We start from the raw sequence: 17379 nt of genomic DNA on the forward strand, positions 1-17379 counted from the left end.
ATATCCCCGTTAACTATAATCGAAAATAGTTAATTGTAGCTTCCGGGGCAATAGCTCTTAAATGCGTCAAAAATTTGTCTAGAATTTTAATTACACCTGTTCTTCTTACGAAATCGTGAAGAAGCTGTGCTTAATTTCTCTCTGTATAGAAGGAGTTAAGGTGATTTATACAAGCTTGGATTTGATTTCACGTAAATCCTGCCATGCCAGAGCTTTTTGCCGAGGTGTGTTGAGCAGCATGTGGGGGGCAAAGGTCGCAATGGTTGGAATGGCATTACCTGTTGATGTACTGTACTCAAGCCACTTTCCTCTTTGACGGAGCAAACTGGCATCGGGATCAATGAAGCCTCTCAAGGTACTCTCTCCCATAAGGACGAGTGCTTTGGGGGCAATAAGATCAATCTGGCGATCAATAAAAGGTTTGCAACAGGCAAGGTCATTCGTCGTTGGCTTTTTGTCACCTGGTGGACGCCAAAAAACGCAAGAACTTAAATAAACATCCTCTATATTCAGCCCGATCGATTTGAGCATATTAATCATAAGTTTGCGGTTGGATCCGGCAACTGTTTTGCCTTCGCGATCTTCGTCGGCGCGGGGCGCGCCCATTATGATCATTAGATCTGCTTTGGATGGCGTTTGGTCAAAGACTGTATTTATTGCTGTTTTTTTCAACGAGCAGCCATCAAAAGAAGCAAGTGCAGTTGACAGACCGGCGAGGCTTTCGGCGCTACTCGCGAGCTTCAGGGCTTCGTTTAATGTTTTTTGGAGCGATTGCAGGACACGTTTATTTGCTACTGCTTTTGGTGGGGCAGGTGGCGCGGCTTGGGCACCGGGCTTTGTGGTGTGAGAAGAAGAGCTAGATGTTGGGGGGGGCTTCGCTGCCTTAATTTGTCCCTGACTGAGTTCATAGCTATCAATAGCTATATCACCAATAGCTTCATCGACCCCGGCATCGAGTTGCCAGGTTAGTGCAGCTAATAGTTCGTCACGGGTCCAGTCTTCGGCAGTCATGTTTCTCTGCTAAGTGTCCTAATTTTATCTTCGGCCTGTTGCATTACAAATAACGCATGCAGATTGGTTTTTATTTCCAAACTGATTTTTATTTAAAGCAAAGATCATGATTGATCCATTGATGTTTGCAAAATGGGTAACTTTTCTTATGACGACAGGCTGGCTGTTTAGGGCGTCGCAGCGAGCATTAATGAGAATGACTTTTGGAGGGCCTATGGATTTTTGCAAATCCTTTTCGTGGTTTTTGATTGTTCTGTGTCGTTATTGTTAAATTGCTGCAGCGCGATAATATCTATAAATTGATGTTGAAAACTATGTGCGAGTGATAGCTTCATCGCTAAATAATAAAAAATGTGGTCATTTGTGGTATTTTGTTGAATCATGTGGCCTGTTGTAAATTGAGGGGAAGCGGCAAGATAAGCCGCAAAGCTCACGGCTCGAATTGGAGAGAGGGCTATGGAACGCGAATTTATGGAATACGACGTTGTTATTGTCGGGGCAGGACCTGCTGGTTTGTCCGCTGCAATTAAACTGCGTCAGTTGTCTGCTGAACAGGGAAAAGAAGTCTCGGTCTGTGTTTTGGAAAAGGGCTCGGAAGTTGGGGCGCATATTTTCTCTGGCGCTGTGTTTGAGCCCCGGGCTTTGGATGAGCTTATTCCCGATTGGAAAGATAAGGGCGCGCCGCTTAATGCTCCTGTGTCTGACGAGAAGTTTATGCTTCTCAGTGAAAAAGGGTCAGTAAATCTTCCCGTTGCCCTGCTGCCCAGCCAAATGCATAACGATGGTAACTATGTTATCTCCCTAGGCAATCTTTGTCGCTGGCTTGGTGAGCGCGCAGAAGAGCTCGGCGTAGAAATTTACCCCGGCTTTGCTGCTGCAGAAGTGGTTTATCATGAAGATGGCCGCGTCAAAGGCGTTGCGACCGGCGATATGGGCATCAGCAAGGATGGCGAACAAAAAGATTCTTACATGCCGGGTATGGAACTGCATGGTAAGTATACCTTCTTTGCGGAAGGATGCCGAGGTTCCCTCAGCAAAGGTTTGATGGAAAAGTTTGATCTGAGAGAAAATTGCGATCCTCAGACTTACGGCATTGGTATGAAAGAACTTTGGGAGCTTGATCCGGCAAAGCATAAACCCGGAACGGTTGTTCATACCGCCGGGTGGCCAATGAAAAGTGATACTTGGGGTGGTTCGTTCATTTATCACCTCGAAAATGGTCAAGCCTATGTTGGTTATGTCGTCGGTTTGGATTACGAGAATCCCCATTTGTTCCCGTTTGGTGAGTTTCAGCGTTTCAAAATGCACCCGGCTATTGCCGAGATGCTTGAGGGTGGGAAGCGAATCTCATATGGCGCGCGCGCTTTGAATGAAGGTGGTCTGCAATCTGTGCCGGATCTTGCTTTCCCGGGTGGTGCTTTGATCGGGTGTTCGGCTGGTTTCCTGAATGTTGCTAAAATCAAAGGAAGTCATAATGCAATGAAGACAGGTATGCTTGCTGCTGAAGCTGCTTTTGATGCAGTGACAGCTGGTGAGGAAACACCGCCTGTTCTTTCTGCCTATCCGGACGCATACAAAAAGTCTTGGGTGTACGAAGAGCTTTATGCATCCCGAAATTTCCGACCTGCTTTCAGCAAGTTTGGTTTGTGGGGATCGATGCTCTATTCAGGTATTGATCTCAAGGTCTTTGGCGGCAAGCTACCCTGGACATTCAATCATAAACATTATGACCATGAATGCCTGAAGCCTGCGGCTGATATGCCACAAATTGACTATCCAAAACCAGACGGAAAGCTTTCGTTTGATCGTCTTTCTTCTGTCTTTATATCTGGGACAAACCACGAGGAAGATCAGCCTGTCCATCTAACGTTAAAAGATGCTTCTGTGCCGATTTCGCACAACTTGGCAATTTATGATGCACCGGAACAAAGATTTTGCCCGGCGGGTGTGTATGAAATTGTTCGGGATGATGATGGCAATAATCCACAGCTGCAGATAAATGCGCAAAATTGTGTGCATTGTAAAACCTGTGATATCAAAGACCCGACCCAGAATATTAACTGGGTAACGCCAGAAGGTGCTGGTGGACCGAACTATCCAAATATGTAAGACCAAAATACGTAATGTATCGGATTCTTTCCGGTATAATGGCGCATTAAATTAAGAGAAACTGACCACTTTTATAGACAAGGTGGTCAGTTTTTTTATGTAGTCACTTTATATTGTGCAGCAGATGCTTGGCGTTAAGCAGTTAGAGGGGTAGACTGCTGTCATTTCTTGTCTGGCGAAGAGGAGGACGATTTGCCTCGCCATGGCTCTATGTTCGTAAAACAATATTTACAACGCTTTATTTTCTCTGCGGGAACGGCGCTTATTCTTGGCGCGTGTACATCTGCCCAGAGTGATTCCGACGGCAAGCAAGGTTATGCTGATCTTGGTGCAGAGCACCCGGTTGTGCGGGCCAACAGCTCTGCGTCGGGAACCTATCTGGCAGGGATCGTTGCTGGTCATAACCGTGATTATGAGATTGCCACCGAGCTTATGCTTCATGCATTAGAAGCATCACCAGAAGATCCGCGGCTTCTTGCCCGTTCCTTTTTGCTTACAGCAAGTACCGGACGTGATGATCAAGCTCTGGATCTGGCAAAACGTCTGCTTGATGTGTCGCCAGAACAATCTCTCGCACATTTGGTTCTTGTGATCGATGCCGTCGAACGTGAGGACTGGGAAGCCGCAAGAGAAAGAATTGAGGCGACGCCCAATGTGGGGGTCAATACGATTCTAGAGCCAATGTTCTCGGCTTGGACAGATCTTGCACAAGATGATTTGGACAAAGCATTGGAGAATCTGGAGCCGCTTTCAAAGAAAGAAGGTTTCCAGTCTCTGTATGGAATACAAATCGCGCTTTTGAAGGATTTGGGCGGGCGTCCTGATGATGCGCGTAAAGATTATCTGGCCTTGTTAGGGGCATCAGAGCAGCCAACATTACGGCAGGTTAACATTGTTGCCGATTTCCTAAGTCGGCAGGGTGATAAAGAAGCTGCACGTGGATTGATTGAAACCTATCTGGAGCAAGATCCGGAAAATGCGATTGCCAACCATGCATTGACTCGCCTGGATTCTGACGAGGAACTCCAGAGAATTATTTCTAAACCTGGCGATGCCTTTGCTGAAATTCTCTTTGGGTTTGCCAGCTTGCATGCGCAGGAGAAGGCTTATGATACCGGTCTTGTTTATGCCAATCAGGCTTTAAAACTACGCCCGGACTATGAAGAAGCAAAGATTCTTGTGGGCGAGATCATGCAAACACAAGGGCGTAGCCGTGCTGCGATTGATCTTTATAAAACGATCCCGCTGGATTCTCCTTATGCCTGGACAATAGGACTAAGGATTGCGGATGAGCTGGATGCTTTGGGACTGGAAGAAGAAACTCTGGTTGCATTGGCACAGCTAGAAGATCTTCGCCCGGAACGCTTTGAGCCACATCTTCGAAAAGGTAATATGTTACGGGCATCAGAAAGGTATGCAGAAGCTGCTGATGCCTATGGCGAAGCCATTAACCGAATTGATGAAAACAACAGCCGCTATTGGTCTCTGTTCTATTTCCGTGGCATTGCGTATGAGCGCATTAAAAAATGGCCAAAAGCAGAAGCTGATTTTCTTAAGGCATTGGATCTGTCGCCGGATCAACCGCATGTCTTGAATTATCTGGCTTATTCCTGGGTTGAATTGGAAAAGAACCTGGAAGAAGCAGAGCAAATGCTGATCAAAGCGGTAGAGCTTCGCCCTGACGATGGATATGTGGTCGATAGTCTGGGGTGGGTATATTACCGTCTTGGCAAGTTTGATGAAGCCGTTAAGTACTTGGAAAAAGCCATTGAGCTAAAAGCAGAAGATCCTGTGATTAATGATCATCTAGGGGATGCCTATTGGCAGGTTGGGCGCAAACATGAAGCGCGCTTCCAGTGGCGGCGTGCCCTTAGCTTCGAGCCGGAAGAAGAGCAGGTCGAATTGATTCGAACAAAGATCGATAAAGGCATTGTGGCTGATCGTTCTGAGAGTTAATGGGATAGATCAGTTTCGATGAAACAGATTATCGAATTTGCCCCTGCAAAGATAAATCTATCTTTGCAGGTAACGGGGCAACGAGATGATGGCTATCATCTATTGAAAAGCCTGGTGGTTTTCGCAAATGCTGGCGATCGGGTTTTTATAGAACCTTCTTCTGATTTCTCTTTAGAGGTTACAGGACCTTTTGGTGATTGTTTGTCTGGTTGTTTCCCTCGTTGTTTCCCGGGAAAAAGTGACTATAAGGGCAATAATCATAAGGCCAGCAATCCTGAAGATAATCTGGTTATCAAAGCAGGGCGTAAGTTACAGAAGCTCCTTGGTGTTGATAAAGGCGCAGCTATAACGTTAGAAAAGAATCTTCCTGTCTCCTCTGGGATTGGTGGCGGCTCGGCAGATGCGGCGGCAGTTGTCAGGGGGCTTCTGGGGCTATGGGACATTGATCCTAAAAGACTTGTTGATAGTTTGAATGACCTGGCGCTGGAGATAGGTGCGGATGTTCCTGTATGCTTAAGAGGTAAGTGTTCGTGGATGGAAGGCGTGGGCGAGATCTTAAAGCCCGGTCCTCAATTGCCGGGCTTTTTCTGTGTGCTTGTTAATCCGGGATGTCCTGTATCTACACCGCAAATCTTTAAGGAGTTGAATGGCCAATTTTCACAGGCTGTGATTGAACCAGAAGAGGTCTGTAGTTTACCAGACTTACTTCATTATTTGAATGCTGCGGGTAATGATTTGGCCAATCCGGCCAAACGATTAGAGCCGCTAATTGCTGATAGTCTCAAAGCTTTAGAGGATCAGCAGGATTGCCTGTTTGCGGGGATGTCCGGCAGTGGTGCAACTTGCTACGGTCTCTATAAAGATATTGTTGCTGCGAAGATGGCGGCTGCAGCGATTAAACAAAACAATAAAAACTGGTGGGTCCAGCCAGCAGAATTGAATTCATTATAAACAAGGTGCTCTTTTTAGCGATAAGATAACCTTGTCATGTTTTCGGGTATATCTTTCGGTTAGTTACTGAGCATTTCATCTACGGCCTTTAGTTCGGCTAGTAAGTCTGGCGTCGGTTTCCCATCGACTTCAAGTCCAGAGATTTCTTGAAACAGACTTATCGCAGCAACAGCTTCGTGATCAATCTCACCGTCGATCCGTCCAGGATCAAAGTTCAGGCTCGCAAGCAACCCTTCAATTTCTTTCAACTGTTCAACCCGCATGCCGTAAGGCGAGCTAGCATTGGGGTTTGGCTCATCTTTTGCCTGTGCAACGGGGGGCGGAGTCTCTTCAGGGTTTTCAGTGAAAATCGAATCATTACCGACAAAGAAAACAGCCAATACTCCGAGGAACAGTACAGCTGCGACAGTAACCATCTTGGCGAGTGAATAGCCCTTCTTGGGTCGTGCGACCGCATCTTTGGGATCTGCGGTTGGAGATTTGATAGGCCCTTTAGCCTTACTTGTACTTTTATCAGACTGGGATGGTGTTACTTTTTTATTGGTTACTTTGTCTTCCGTTTCCTTTGTCGAACCAGATGCGGGGCCAACAGTTATTTTTGTTGCACCCTTTGAGGTTCCGTTTGCAGGTTCAGATTTACTCTTTTCCACAACTCTTTTTGCTTTTGCGGTAACTGTTTTAGCAACAGGTCCTGTCTTTTTTGTATCACCTGTCGTTTTTTCTTTCTCTGCAGGTGTTGCAGAAGCGGTTGTTTTCTTGGGTCCGGCTGCTTTCTTTGCGGCAGGCTTCTTTGTCGAAGCTGGCGTGCTTTTTTCTTGAGGCTTTGCCTTGGCAGAAGATTTCTTCGCAGTGGTTTTGCGTGTCGTCTGCTGGCGCGATTTGCGGCTGGTTGGCTTTTCGTCTTCAGACTTAAGCTTATCGTCGCTCATCAATTGCAGTTCCCTGTGTTCTAGATTCGGCGTTTTAAGAGCAAGAATTGCTCCGGGTGGGTGCCTTTAATTGGCATGTTTTATTTGATCGCCCCTCGTTATTTCAAACAAGGATAATCAATATCAGGGTAAGGGGTAAAGCATTCAGGTTTAAAAGAGGTAAATATCCGTAAAGAAAGGTGAAAAAAATAATTAAAAAAATGTGGTAAAAAATGTCTTTCTCCCATTGACTTCCTCGGAAGTAACGCTATTTTCTCTCCCACATCTGATGGGACGTCGCCAAGTGGTAAGGCACCGCTTTTTGGTAGCGGCATTCGCAGGTTCGAATCCTGCCGTCCCAGCCAACGAAAAAGATCCCTAATTTTTAGGGATCTTTTTCTTTATTAGCGCTATGACAACGTCGATGTGTTTTGTTATTGGCTATTAAGTATTTATTTTCGTTTGCTTTATCACCTGCACTAAGCTCGGTTTTATCCTGTTCAGGTTGTATCTGTTCATTTTCCCTAACTATGTTAGTCTTTTAAAAATATCTTTTTGAGGAAATGATCCAAAAAAATTTTCTGACTGTTATGAGGTAGTTCAAACTATCTCTATCATTTCAATGATAAAAAACGGGGATGAGCCATCATGTCTGCAGAGTTTCGAGTCGTACCGTTCGCTGGATTACCTGACTATTCAGAAGAGAGAAGGTTGCAATGTTCTCGTGAGTTTCTTTTGTTGATGCAGGGGCGCAGAACGATCCGTGATTTTTCATCAAGATCCGTTGACCGGAATATTATTGAGAATGCTGTGCAAACAGCAGGTTTAGCTCCTTCAGGGGCAAATAAACAACCTTGGCATTTTGCGATTGTCAGTAATCCCGAGATGAAAAGAAAAATCCGCGAAGCCGCGGAGATTGAAGAAGAAGAGTTCTACGCTGGGAAAGCCGGGGAGGTCTGGTTAAAGGATCTGGCACCGCTTGGAACCGATCCAAATAAACCCTTTTTGGAAATTGCCCCCTATCTGATTGTTGTTTTTCAACAAAATTATGACATTGATTCGAATACAGGCGACAAAATCAAACACTACTATATACAGGAATCAGTGGGCTTGGCCTGTGGGTTTCTTATTACAGCGCTGCACAATGCTGGTTTGGCAACCTTGACGCACACACCAAGCCCGATGGGATTTTTGAGGGATCTATTGGGGCGACCCAAACATGAAAAACCAGTTATGATTATCGTTGCGGGACACCCGTCTGACGCAGCAACTGTTCCCGAAGAAGCTCTGAATAAAAAAAGCCTGGATATCATTACGAGTTGGTTTGATTAAACCGTTTAATTTCTCGTTTATGCAGCCTGTTCTTGGCGTAATCATTGGCAAAATCAGTCAAGCTGGTGACCTGCTGACCGTCAGGTTTGAAATTATCTTTTGCTAGCCAGCGGGCGAAGGCCTGCTCCATGATCGGCCATTCTGAATCAAGGATAGAGAACCAGGCTGTATCTCTACTTCTCGCCTTAACCACGCCTGCTTGCCGAAAAGTACCTTCGTAAGTGAAGCCCAAACGTTTTGCTGCGGCTTTTGATCCCTCGTTCAGGGCATTGCACTTCCATTCATAACGCCGATAGCCAAGTTCAACAAAAACATGGCGCATCATTAGATACATTGCTTCTGTCGCAATTGCGGTTTTTTGTAACGTAGGCGAAAAGTTAATATGACCAACCTCTATTGAACCTGCTGCTGGTGTAATGCGAAGGTAGCTTGCTACACCGAGGGCTTTGCTCGTTCTTTTATCAATGATTGTGTAAAAAAGTGGATCGTTCTTTGCTGCCATATCAATGACCCACTCTCGATAATTTTCGAATTTTTCAAAAGGGCCATAGGGAAGATAGGTCCATATTTGATGATCTTTGCTAAGAGTGTTTGCTCCAAAGAGATCCTCTGTGTGGCGAAGAGGGTCCAGCTTCTCAAGTTTACAGTAAAGTCCATCAATCGCAGTGAACGTTGGGCGTTGCGGTTCTATCCAGTTCTGTACAATCGGGCCAATTGGTTGCCCGAGAGAGTTTTTACACATTCTTTGTTATCCGTATGGTGAGAATGCCCATAGCTAGCCATCAAATGGCTCTGGGGTGTAGAGCCATTTATTTATTAATAATAGAGCCGCTTTTCGTCAGGGTAATTAATATTACCCGACACATTCTCTATGATTGTGTAGTGGGGCGTGCTTTACTATACCTCGTTGATATTTTGAATGGGGGCAGATCATTGGCAGATAAAATCGATTTTAGTACATGGTGGCACGAAGATCCGGGAGCAATTGGCTTTACGCATGCCATGAAGATGGAGCTTTTGCACAGTGAGCAAAGCCCGTTTCAAAAAATTGAAATCTATGACCATAAGGATTTTGGGCGTGTTCTGGTCCTGGATGATTTAATTCAGGCGTCGGAAGCTGATGAGTTTATCTATCATGAGATGGCTGTTCATGTGCCTGTTCTTGGGCGCAAGCGAGAAAACTTGCGTGCGTTGATTGTTGGCGGCGGGGATGGGGGACTTCTGCGGGAACTCTTGGTTCATGACAATATTGAAAAAGTTGTCATGGCAGAGATTGATCGTCGGGTTATTGAACTCAGCAACGAATATCTGGCGATTAACGGCGATTACAATGATCCTCGGGTTGAATTGATTTGCGATGATGCTGCCCGCTATGTAATTGACGCACTGGGAAGAAAAGAACAGTTTGACCTTATCTTTATGGATATTACCGAGCCTGTAGGGCCGTCAGCCAGTCTCTTTACCGAGGAGTTTTTGGATAATCTGGTTGCTATTCTTAAAGACGATGGGGTCTGCATCGATTCTGATAGTATCTTTATTGGGAAAGATCGCATCAGGTTTTTACAGGAAGCTTCCAGTGAAGAAGAACACAGCCTGCTTGAGATTATGCGCAGTGGTCGTTTCTTCCCTCATTTGGATGTCTATCGTTCGATTGTCCCAATGTATCCCGGGGCAGAATTCGGCTTTTTCTTGTATAGTAAAGACGGATATAATTATTCGAACCCCTATGTTGAACATGATGGTAAGCATTATAACGCAGCAGTTCATAAAGGGGCTTTTGCTCTTCCCAACTGGTGGAAGAACGAACTGGGGTTCGGCAAAAAAGGCTAATCATCTTGCGTATTGAGTAATATGGTTGCCTTCAATGCAACGCTATAAAGAAAGTTCAGTATTAGGTGTTTAGGCGGAGACCATGGTGGAAATTTATGTAGACGGCGATGCCTGTCCGGTAAAGGATGAGGTTGTTAAGGTTGCCGAACGGCATAATCTCAAGGTTCATATGGTTAGTAATACCTGGCTCAGATATGGTCGACATCCTCTCGTCACGTCTGTGGTTGTTCCCGAGGAACCTGACGCCGCAGATATCTGGATTGCGGAAAATATCAAACAGGGGGATATTGCTATAACGGCTGATATCCCGCTTGCATCCCGTTGTGTAGCAGAGGGGGCAAAGGTACTGGACCCCAAAGGGAAAATCTTTACGGAAGATGCTATCGGGATGACACTCGCTGTCAGGGATTTGATGACAAATCTACGCGAAAGCGGAGAAGTGAAAAGTTATTCACCTGCTTTTACAAAACAGGATCGATCGCGCTTCCTGTCGTCCCTTGACCAGCTTATTCACAAGAAAAACTAACACGGTAATGATGCAGGATCATCGAACAGAGACTTGCCCGAAATGATATGTCTTTAATCCCCAGAAAAATTTCATGGAAAGTATTTTCGCTCTGGCTTGGGGGGCTTGGCTTCGGGATAGCCGTTGTTTATGGAGCTGGTTATTGGGTTGGACTTATTGCTGCGCGCGACTTGTCGACGATCGGGCAAGAAAGATTATCATTATATGAGGGTACGTTACGTTCTGCGCTGGAAAAACATCGCTACCTTCCTTTTGTTCTTTCGCGAGATGAAGGGATTAAAAACTTACTGAGCGAAAATGAGGGTCGAGAAGGTGTTGCGATAGCTGTAAATCGGTCATTGAGTGCAACCAATCAAAAAGCTGAATCAGACGTTCTTTATGTTTTGAATAGTAAGGGGACCACTCTTGCCGCTTCGAATTGGCTAGAAGACAGATCTTTTGTTGGGCACAACTATGCCTTTCGTCCTTATTACAAAGACGCCATCGCGGGGCGTGAATCTGGTTTCTTCGCTGTTGGAGCCACGACAGGTGTGCCAGGTTATTTTATGTCTCATGCCGTTCAGGATAATACCGGGGTCAGAGGTGTTATTGTTGCAAAGGTTGATATGAGGCCATTGCAGAAGCAGTGGCACGATGGGGGGGAGCATGTTTTTGTGGCAGATGAAAACGGAGTTATTTTTCTTTCCAGTCGGGATGATTGGCGCTATCGAACTATTTCCTCTGTTGATGATGTTGCGTTAGCTCGTATCAGGAGTAATCGCCAATTTGGTGGCGCGGAATTATTGCCGCTTAATTTGCGCTTTCATCAAACCCTTAATCGGAAAATTTTTGAAATTGATGGGCAAAAGTACCTAGTGTTGACGCGCAAAACCGGGAAGCCTGGGTGGGTAATGCACTTTTTAACTCCCTTGGCTCTTGTCGAAGAAAAGCAACGAACAGCTTGGATTAGTGGTACTGTTTTATTGATGCTGATTTTTATGGGGAGCCTTTTCCTGCGAGAGCGCCGACAAAAATTAAGGTCAGCTCAACGGGCGCGACAGGCTGATCGTTTTCAGGTTATCAATAAAAAATTACAACTGGAAATCGATGAGAGAAAGCGAACGGAAACACAACTTCTTAAAACACAGGAAGATTTAGTTCAGACAGGTAAACTCGCTGCCTTGGGGCAAATGTCGACCGCAATCGCCCATGAGATTAACCAGCCAATGGCCGCTATACGGACTTTCGCTGCCAGTGCCCGTTTACTTCTTGCCAAGGGGAAAAAAGACAGTGTGAAAGAGTCTTTGGTAGAGATCTCGTCATTGACGGAGCGAATGAGTAACATCACCGGGGAATTGAAAAGCTTCGCGCAAAAAGCCCCTGTTGAATATCATAAAGTTGACCTGAGAGAGGCTTTAACAAACGCGATTAATTTGATGGAAACGGTTTGGGAACCGGGTGAGATTAATCTGCATTTTCAGGATCTTGAAGCATCCGTTTTTGTCAAAGGCGATCTTATTCGCTTAGAGCAGGTTTTTGTAAATCTGTTGCGTAATGCCGCGGATGCTTTGGTAGAGCAAAAAGAAAAGAAAATTTCTGTTTATCTCCGGCATATTAATCAGGTTGCTATCGTTATTGTTGAGGATAATGGAACAGGTATCGATCCTAAGAATCTGGATCAAATTTTCGATCCTTTCTTTACGACAAAAGAGGTTGGTGAAGGCGTTGGTTTAGGTCTGTCGATCAGCTATGGCATTGTTAAAGATTTTGGCGGCAGCATCCGGGTTGAAAATACGGAAAAGTCTGGGGCCAGATTTATTGTTGAGTTTGCGTCTGTTGTTCCTTTATCCGCACTTGCTTTATAAAAGTTTGTAATATTTAGATTGGGGCAATTTTCTTATTGAAATAGAAGTTTAGGTTTTCGCAAAATTCCACATAATTAACTAAACCTATTCTTTGTAGACTATATTCAGCTCAATTGTGTTCAACATTGCGTAAATTACACTTGCGAAGCCATATTTTTGACTAATTAAATCTCCGTAAGGCTTTACTCTCCCTCTACATGAATCATCCGCAGATCCCAATCATAAAAATAATTATGGATTTGTATTTGAGCTGGGAGAGAAGGGCGAGGCAGATAACTTAGGGAAATAGTTACATGCTTTTCCAAAGTTATATTTAGTTCCTGATTATTTTACAGCGTCAGATTTGATTCTTTTGATTCAATTCGCCCCGATTTTGGGTGTTGCGAGTTGGAGTTTATCAAAAACAAGCACCTTAACTCTATGGGCCAAATTTGAGGAACGAAAATGAAAATATTATTAGCAGGGCTGCTTTCAACAGTAATTAGTTTTGGGGCAAGCGCAGAAACATGGAAATTTGCTTCAGAAGAAGATCGAAATGATGTTCAGGACATCTTTGCGCAAACTTTTGCGGATACGCTCAAAAAAGAATCTAACGGGGATATTCGTGTCAAAATTTACTATTACGGGCAACTGGGCACTGAAAACGATATTGTTGAATTAACAGCAAATGGCACTGTGCAATTTGTATCTGTTGGTACGGGGCACTTGGGTTCTTATATCCCTGAAGTACAGGCTTTAAGTGTACCGTACGTTTTGGGAACTGATACAGACACGGTTCGAAAAGTATTGACGGGTAGTAAAACGATTTATAATGATCTGGCGGATCGTTTTGAAGCGGCAAATCTGAAGCTACTGACAATGATTTCCGAAGGTGAAATGGCGTGGGGTGCGAACAAAGCAATACGCAGCCCAGAGGATTTCGCGGGTCAAAAAATTCGGACTTTTACCTCTACCATTCCAGTAAAAACCTATGAGACATTTGGGGCGACACCAACACCGTTATCGTGGGGCGAAGTTTATGGTGCGCTTCAACTCAAAGCAATAGATGGCATGGTGAACCCGATTTACTTCATCTATAACGCAAAGTGGCATGAAGTTCAGGATTTCCTTATGTTTCCCGGGCAGCAACCCTATGTTGGTACAGTTTCTACTAATAGTAAATGGTTCAACGACTTGCCCAAGGATAAGCAGGAAATGGTCCTTAAAGCTATTAATGTTGCTGAACAAGCTGCACATGATTACCAGCTGAAAATCAATAAAGAAAACATGGATAAGATAATTGCAGAACGCCCAAACATGACGGTCGTAACGCTCAATGCTGAAGAGCGTGCCCGTTTTAAGGAATTAAGTAAGGATTTACACGCCACTTACTATGACATTGTTGAGAACGCTTATAGTGGTGCTGAAAAGGCAACTGCACGCGACAATGCAAAGAAAATTCTGGAGAATTTGATCAAGGAAGTAAAAGAGGCTTCGTGATGCTGAAGCAATAATACTAAAAGCGTGAAGCTATTTTGTATCATTTGGTTTCACGCTTTTACCTTCAAATTTAAACGCCTGGATAGTTTCGGGTGATCAGAACCCAGGGGTAAAAGCTTGTGAAATACTTATTTGAAAAAATTAATAAGCTTACTGAAACGCTAGAAAAGTTAGTGGTTTTTTCTGCGATATTGTTGATGATGATTAATTCAACAGCGAATGCCATTGGGCGATATGCCTTTCACAAAAGTTTGTACTTTTCCGAGGAGCTCAATCAATTTTTAATTGTTACTATTACCTTCATTGGTTTTGCGTATGCGGTTCGTATGGGACGTAACATTAGAATGACGGCCCTCTATGATACCTTTGGGCCTGTAGCGAAAAAGGTGGTATCCACCCTGATTTCACTCACGACAGCTATGCTGATGTTCTATTTGGCCTACAAAGCGGTGTTTTATGTGGTTGAACTCCATGAAATCAACCGGTTAAGTCCTGCCTTACAGCTACCTGTATATACTGTTTACGCCATTATTCCACTGGGTTTGGGTGTTGCTGGGCTGCAATACCTAATCGCATTTTTGATGAACGTTACTCACAAAGAGATCTACCTCTCCTACGACGTGACAGATAGTTAAACGATAGATTTACGGTGGGTTACTATGAGTTTTGTGATGGATTTTCTTTCAGATATTATTACTGGCGAATTAGACATTTATGTCATCACTTTTACTATCGTGTTGGCGATGATTGTCTTGTTGTTTATGAGCTTTCCAATGATTGTTCCTTTGGTTGTTGGAACCCTTATTGGGCTGGTACATTTTTCCGGTGTAGATACAGGCGTTATTATCCAGCAAATGGTGACGGGTATTTCGCCAAGCGCTTTGATTGCCGTACCGATGTTTATTTTGGCCGCTGATATTATGACAAGGGGACATACAGCGCATAATCTCTTGGGATTGATTCAGGCATTTGTTGGGCATATGCGAGGTGGGTTGCCGATTACAGCTTGTATCAGTTGTACATTGTTTGGATCGGTCTCTGGCTCTACACAGGCAACTGTTGTCTCGGTTGGACACATTATGCGGCCTAAGCTAATACAAGCTGGTTATAAAGACAGCTTTGTCATGGCGCTTATTATAAATGCGAGTGATATTGCTTTCCTTATTCCACCGAGTATCGGTCTTATTCTTTATGGAACTCTCGCCAATACCTCTGTCGGAGAGCTTTTTATAGCGGGCATTGGTCCGGGACTTGTTCTAACCTTTCTGTTTTCTGTTTATTGTTATATTTATAGTGTGTATCAGGGGAACAGCATTACGCTCGTTGAGAAAACCTCTTTTGCAGAAAAGCTTCAGTCGATCAAAAAAGCGTTGTTACCTCTGGGATTTCCTGCCCTGATTGTCGGTGGGATCTATTCCGGGGCCGTAACGCCAACCGAAGCTGCTTCCTTTTCCGTGCTCTATGCGATCATTGTTGAGTGTCTGATTTACCGCGAGCTTGGGTATAAAGATATTGTCGACGCGGCTCTGAGCACAGGTTTGATTACGGCGGTTGTCTTTATCCTTGTTGGCACTGGGCAGGCTTTTTCATGGTACATTTCTTTTGAACAGATACCGCAAGAGCTTTTGGCGCCACTTGATCTTGAAGCTGCTTCAAAGGAATACATTCTTTTCATTATCGCATTGAGCTTCTTCGTCGGCTGTATGTTTGTTGATTCCTTAGTCGTTTTGGTGATTTTGACCCCAATTTTTGTTCCGATAGTTGCAACTGCCGGGCTGGATCCTGTGTTGGCCGGGGTGATGATCACGCTTCAGATGGCGATAGGCTCGGCAACGCCACCGTTTGGTTGTGATATCTTTACAGCGATTGCGATCTTCCAAAGGCCCTACATGGAAGTGATTAGGGGAACCTTGCCCTTTATCCTCATTTTGGGGGGAATGTCAGCCTTATTAATTTTTGTTCCAGATATATCATTACTTCTTCGCGACCTGGCATTTAAAGGGTGAGCTTTTCTTGGTTGGGAAAGCATACATTGTTAGAATAAGGAATGGTTTTGAACGCCACTTGTTTACTCGCGTAGTTCAGAGCTATTTCGTTTATGAGTACGAAAAGTACTTCTGTGGGCGGAAAGCTGCCGATCATTTATTTCCCGTTCGGCAGTTCTTCGCTCAGAGTTCTCTGTATTGATTAAAAACTCTTTTTGTTTCAGCAGCTTGAGAAAAGACAAATGTGGCATGCTCCTTGCCATATTAAACTTGAATTTATTTGTGATTCACTGTGCAATAAGAAAAACGTTGGTTTGGTTAACGCTGATCAAGCTATCGTAGATTCAAATAAGTGCAGTCATATTAATAATAAAATGTCTTAGGGAGGCTCTAATGAAAATGATGAAAGCAATTAAGGGTGTTGCTGCTGTTGCAACAATTTGCGGAACTTTGTCTGCTGGCGCTGTGGCTCAAGCTGCTGAAGCGCGTGACTATCTTTTGGCAACTGCGAGTACTGGGGGAACGTATTATCCGGTTGGTGTTGCTATTTCTACTCTCGTAAAAGTCAAATTGCAGCCAAAACAGAAAATTGGTCTGTCAGCAATCAACTCTGCTGGATCAGGTGAAAACGTAAAGTTGCTTCGTGAAGACGAAGCACAGTTCGCAATTCTTCAGGGACTTTATGGTTATTATGCCTGGAACGGCAAAGGTCCTGTTGAAAAAGACGGTCCACAAACAAAAATGCGCTCTGTTTCTATGCTGTGGCAGAATGTTGAGCAGTTTACCGTTCTTGCTGAACATGCAAAGACAGGTACTGTTGCTGACCTTGCCGGCATGAAGGGCGAAAGCATGGCGCTGGGTAAAAAGAACTCAGGTACCATTGGTTCAAACACTGTTTTGCTGAAAAACCTGGGCATTGACGCAAATGCGGATTACAGCCTTGTCCATGTTGGATATGGCCCATCAGCTGATGCGCTTCAAAATGGTCAGGTTGCTGGTATGGGAACACCTTCTGGACCTCCAACAGGTGCTGTAACCAAAGCAATGGCTGCAATGGGTGACAAGATTACCCTTCTGGGCTTTACTGCTGAGCAGGCGAAACAGGCTGATGGTGGTCTTGGTCTATGGACACCTTTCACCATTGCTGCAGGTACATACCCTGGTCAGGAAAAAGATATCACGACTATTGCTCAGCCAAACTTCCTTGCTGTACGTGATGACGTAGATGAAGATGCTGTGTATCAAATCACAAAAACGATCTACGAAAATCTCCCTTTCCTTAATGCAATTCACAAAGCGACCAAAGCAATGAGTACTGATGCCGCTTTGGCTGGTCTGCCTGTGCCATTGCACCCGGGTGCGGCTAAGTATTACAAAGAAATCGGTATTGATATTCCCGCAAATCTAATTGCGAAATAATCAACTGAAATTGTAATATTTCAATGCTT

Annotated in this window: 14 protein-coding genes and 1 tRNA gene; 12 read left to right on the forward strand and 3 right to left on the reverse strand. The window is 44.5% G+C overall.

The features are described 5' to 3' along the window. Positions 1-165 precede the first annotated feature (165 nt). Positions 166-1011 carry a uracil-DNA glycosylase gene (locus BKB51_RS10570; RefSeq protein ID WP_085901063.1) on the reverse strand — a complete coding sequence of 282 codons (846 nt, stop codon included), beginning with the start codon at positions 1009-1011 and terminating at the stop codon, positions 166-168. A 456-nt stretch (positions 1012-1467) separates the two neighbouring features. On the opposite strand from BKB51_RS10570, the gene BKB51_RS10575 reads away from it, so the two are divergent. The 3 genes from BKB51_RS10575 (at position 1468) to BKB51_RS10585 (ending at position 6027) form a co-directional block, all read left to right on the forward strand. Further along, positions 1468-3120, forward strand: coding sequence for an electron transfer flavoprotein-ubiquinone oxidoreductase (locus BKB51_RS10575; RefSeq protein WP_085901064.1), 1653 nt, complete (start codon positions 1468-1470; stop codon positions 3118-3120). Between the two features lie 192 nt (positions 3121-3312). Continuing rightward, on the forward strand, positions 3313-5076 hold the full coding sequence (locus tag BKB51_RS10580; protein WP_125911821.1) for a tetratricopeptide repeat protein: 1764 nt from the start codon (positions 3313-3315) through the stop codon (positions 5074-5076). Between the two features lie 18 nt (positions 5077-5094). Further along, positions 5095-6027 carry a 4-(cytidine 5'-diphospho)-2-C-methyl-D-erythritol kinase gene (locus BKB51_RS10585; protein ID WP_085901066.1) on the forward strand — a complete coding sequence of 311 codons (933 nt, stop codon included), beginning with the start codon at positions 5095-5097 and terminating at the stop codon, positions 6025-6027. A 59-nt stretch (positions 6028-6086) separates the two neighbouring features. Here the strand turns inward: BKB51_RS10585 and BKB51_RS10590 are convergent, their stop codons facing one another. Then, positions 6087-6956, reverse strand: a complete 870-nt coding sequence (locus BKB51_RS10590; RefSeq protein WP_085901067.1) for a peptidoglycan-binding domain-containing protein — start codon at positions 6954-6956, stop codon at positions 6087-6089. Between the two features lie 269 nt (positions 6957-7225). Here BKB51_RS10590 and BKB51_RS10595 point away from each other — a divergent pair. Next, positions 7226-7300 (forward strand) — tRNA-Gln (locus BKB51_RS10595). Between the two features lie 283 nt (positions 7301-7583). Beyond that, positions 7584-8267, forward strand: coding sequence for a nitroreductase family protein (locus tag BKB51_RS10600; protein WP_085901068.1), 684 nt, complete (start codon positions 7584-7586; stop codon positions 8265-8267). Here the strand turns inward: BKB51_RS10600 and BKB51_RS10605 are convergent. Then, positions 8248-9009, reverse strand: a complete 762-nt coding sequence (locus BKB51_RS10605; RefSeq protein ID WP_085901069.1) for a GNAT family N-acetyltransferase — start codon at positions 9007-9009, stop codon at positions 8248-8250. The genes BKB51_RS10600 and BKB51_RS10605 overlap by 20 nt on opposite strands. Before the next feature lie 191 nt (positions 9010-9200). Between BKB51_RS10605 and BKB51_RS10610 the strand changes: the two genes are divergently transcribed. The 7 genes from BKB51_RS10610 (at position 9201) to BKB51_RS10640 (ending at position 17350) form a co-directional block, all read left to right on the forward strand. Further along, on the forward strand, positions 9201-10097 hold the full coding sequence (locus BKB51_RS10610) for a fused MFS/spermidine synthase (RefSeq protein ID WP_158090208.1): 897 nt from the start codon (positions 9201-9203) through the stop codon (positions 10095-10097). An 85-nt stretch (positions 10098-10182) separates the two neighbouring features. Then, positions 10183-10623: a YaiI/YqxD family protein gene (locus BKB51_RS10615; protein ID WP_198946725.1), complete on the forward strand. Its 441-nt coding sequence runs from the start codon at positions 10183-10185 to the stop codon at positions 10621-10623. Between the two features lie 47 nt (positions 10624-10670). Then, positions 10671-12467, forward strand: coding sequence for a sensor histidine kinase (locus BKB51_RS10620; protein WP_085901072.1), 1797 nt, complete (start codon positions 10671-10673; stop codon positions 12465-12467). A 444-nt stretch (positions 12468-12911) separates the two neighbouring features. Continuing rightward, complete coding sequence (gene dctP / locus BKB51_RS10625; RefSeq protein WP_085901073.1) at positions 12912-13946, forward strand: TRAP transporter substrate-binding protein DctP; 1035 nt, start codon at positions 12912-12914, stop codon at positions 13944-13946. A 119-nt stretch (positions 13947-14065) separates the two neighbouring features. After that, the gene (locus BKB51_RS10630) at positions 14066-14581 is read left to right on the forward strand and encodes a TRAP transporter small permease (RefSeq protein ID WP_085901074.1); all 516 of its coding nucleotides are present in this window, start codon (positions 14066-14068) and stop codon (positions 14579-14581) included. Between the two features lie 36 nt (positions 14582-14617). After that, positions 14618-15952: a TRAP transporter large permease gene (locus BKB51_RS10635; protein WP_198946701.1), complete on the forward strand. Its 1335-nt coding sequence runs from the start codon at positions 14618-14620 to the stop codon at positions 15950-15952. A 372-nt stretch (positions 15953-16324) separates the two neighbouring features. Then, positions 16325-17350, forward strand: a complete 1026-nt coding sequence (locus BKB51_RS10640) for a TAXI family TRAP transporter solute-binding subunit (RefSeq protein WP_085901076.1) — start codon at positions 16325-16327, stop codon at positions 17348-17350. Positions 17351-17379: the final 29 nt, after the last annotated feature.

This window comes from Kiloniella majae, assembly GCF_002118315.1.
Classification (GTDB): Bacteria; Pseudomonadota; Alphaproteobacteria; order Kiloniellales; family Kiloniellaceae; genus Kiloniella; species Kiloniella majae.

What these genes read in the sequence shown, in the direction of transcription:
- BKB51_RS10620 (WP_085901072.1), top strand. Translation starts at nt 10,671, where the DNA reads ATGTCTTTAATCCCCAGAAAAATTTCATGGAAAGTATTTTCGCTCTGG.
- BKB51_RS10605 (WP_085901069.1), bottom strand. Translation starts at nt 9,009, where the DNA reads ATGTGTAAAAACTCTCTCGGGCAACCAATTGGCCCGATTGTACAGAAC.
- BKB51_RS10585 (WP_085901066.1), top strand. Translation starts at nt 5,095, where the DNA reads ATGAAACAGATTATCGAATTTGCCCCTGCAAAGATAAATCTATCTTTG.
- BKB51_RS10600 (WP_085901068.1), top strand. Translation starts at nt 7,584, where the DNA reads ATGTCTGCAGAGTTTCGAGTCGTACCGTTCGCTGGATTACCTGACTAT.
- BKB51_RS10635 (WP_198946701.1), top strand. Translation starts at nt 14,618, where the DNA reads ATGGATTTTCTTTCAGATATTATTACTGGCGAATTAGACATTTATGTC.
- BKB51_RS10590 (WP_085901067.1), bottom strand. Translation starts at nt 6,956, where the DNA reads ATGAGCGACGATAAGCTTAAGTCTGAAGACGAAAAGCCAACCAGCCGC.
- dctP (WP_085901073.1), top strand. Translation starts at nt 12,912, where the DNA reads ATGAAAATATTATTAGCAGGGCTGCTTTCAACAGTAATTAGTTTTGGG.
- BKB51_RS10575 (WP_085901064.1), top strand. Translation starts at nt 1,468, where the DNA reads ATGGAACGCGAATTTATGGAATACGACGTTGTTATTGTCGGGGCAGGA.
- BKB51_RS10570 (WP_085901063.1), bottom strand. Translation starts at nt 1,011, where the DNA reads ATGACTGCCGAAGACTGGACCCGTGACGAACTATTAGCTGCACTAACC.
- BKB51_RS10640 (WP_085901076.1), top strand. Translation starts at nt 16,325, where the DNA reads ATGAAAATGATGAAAGCAATTAAGGGTGTTGCTGCTGTTGCAACAATT.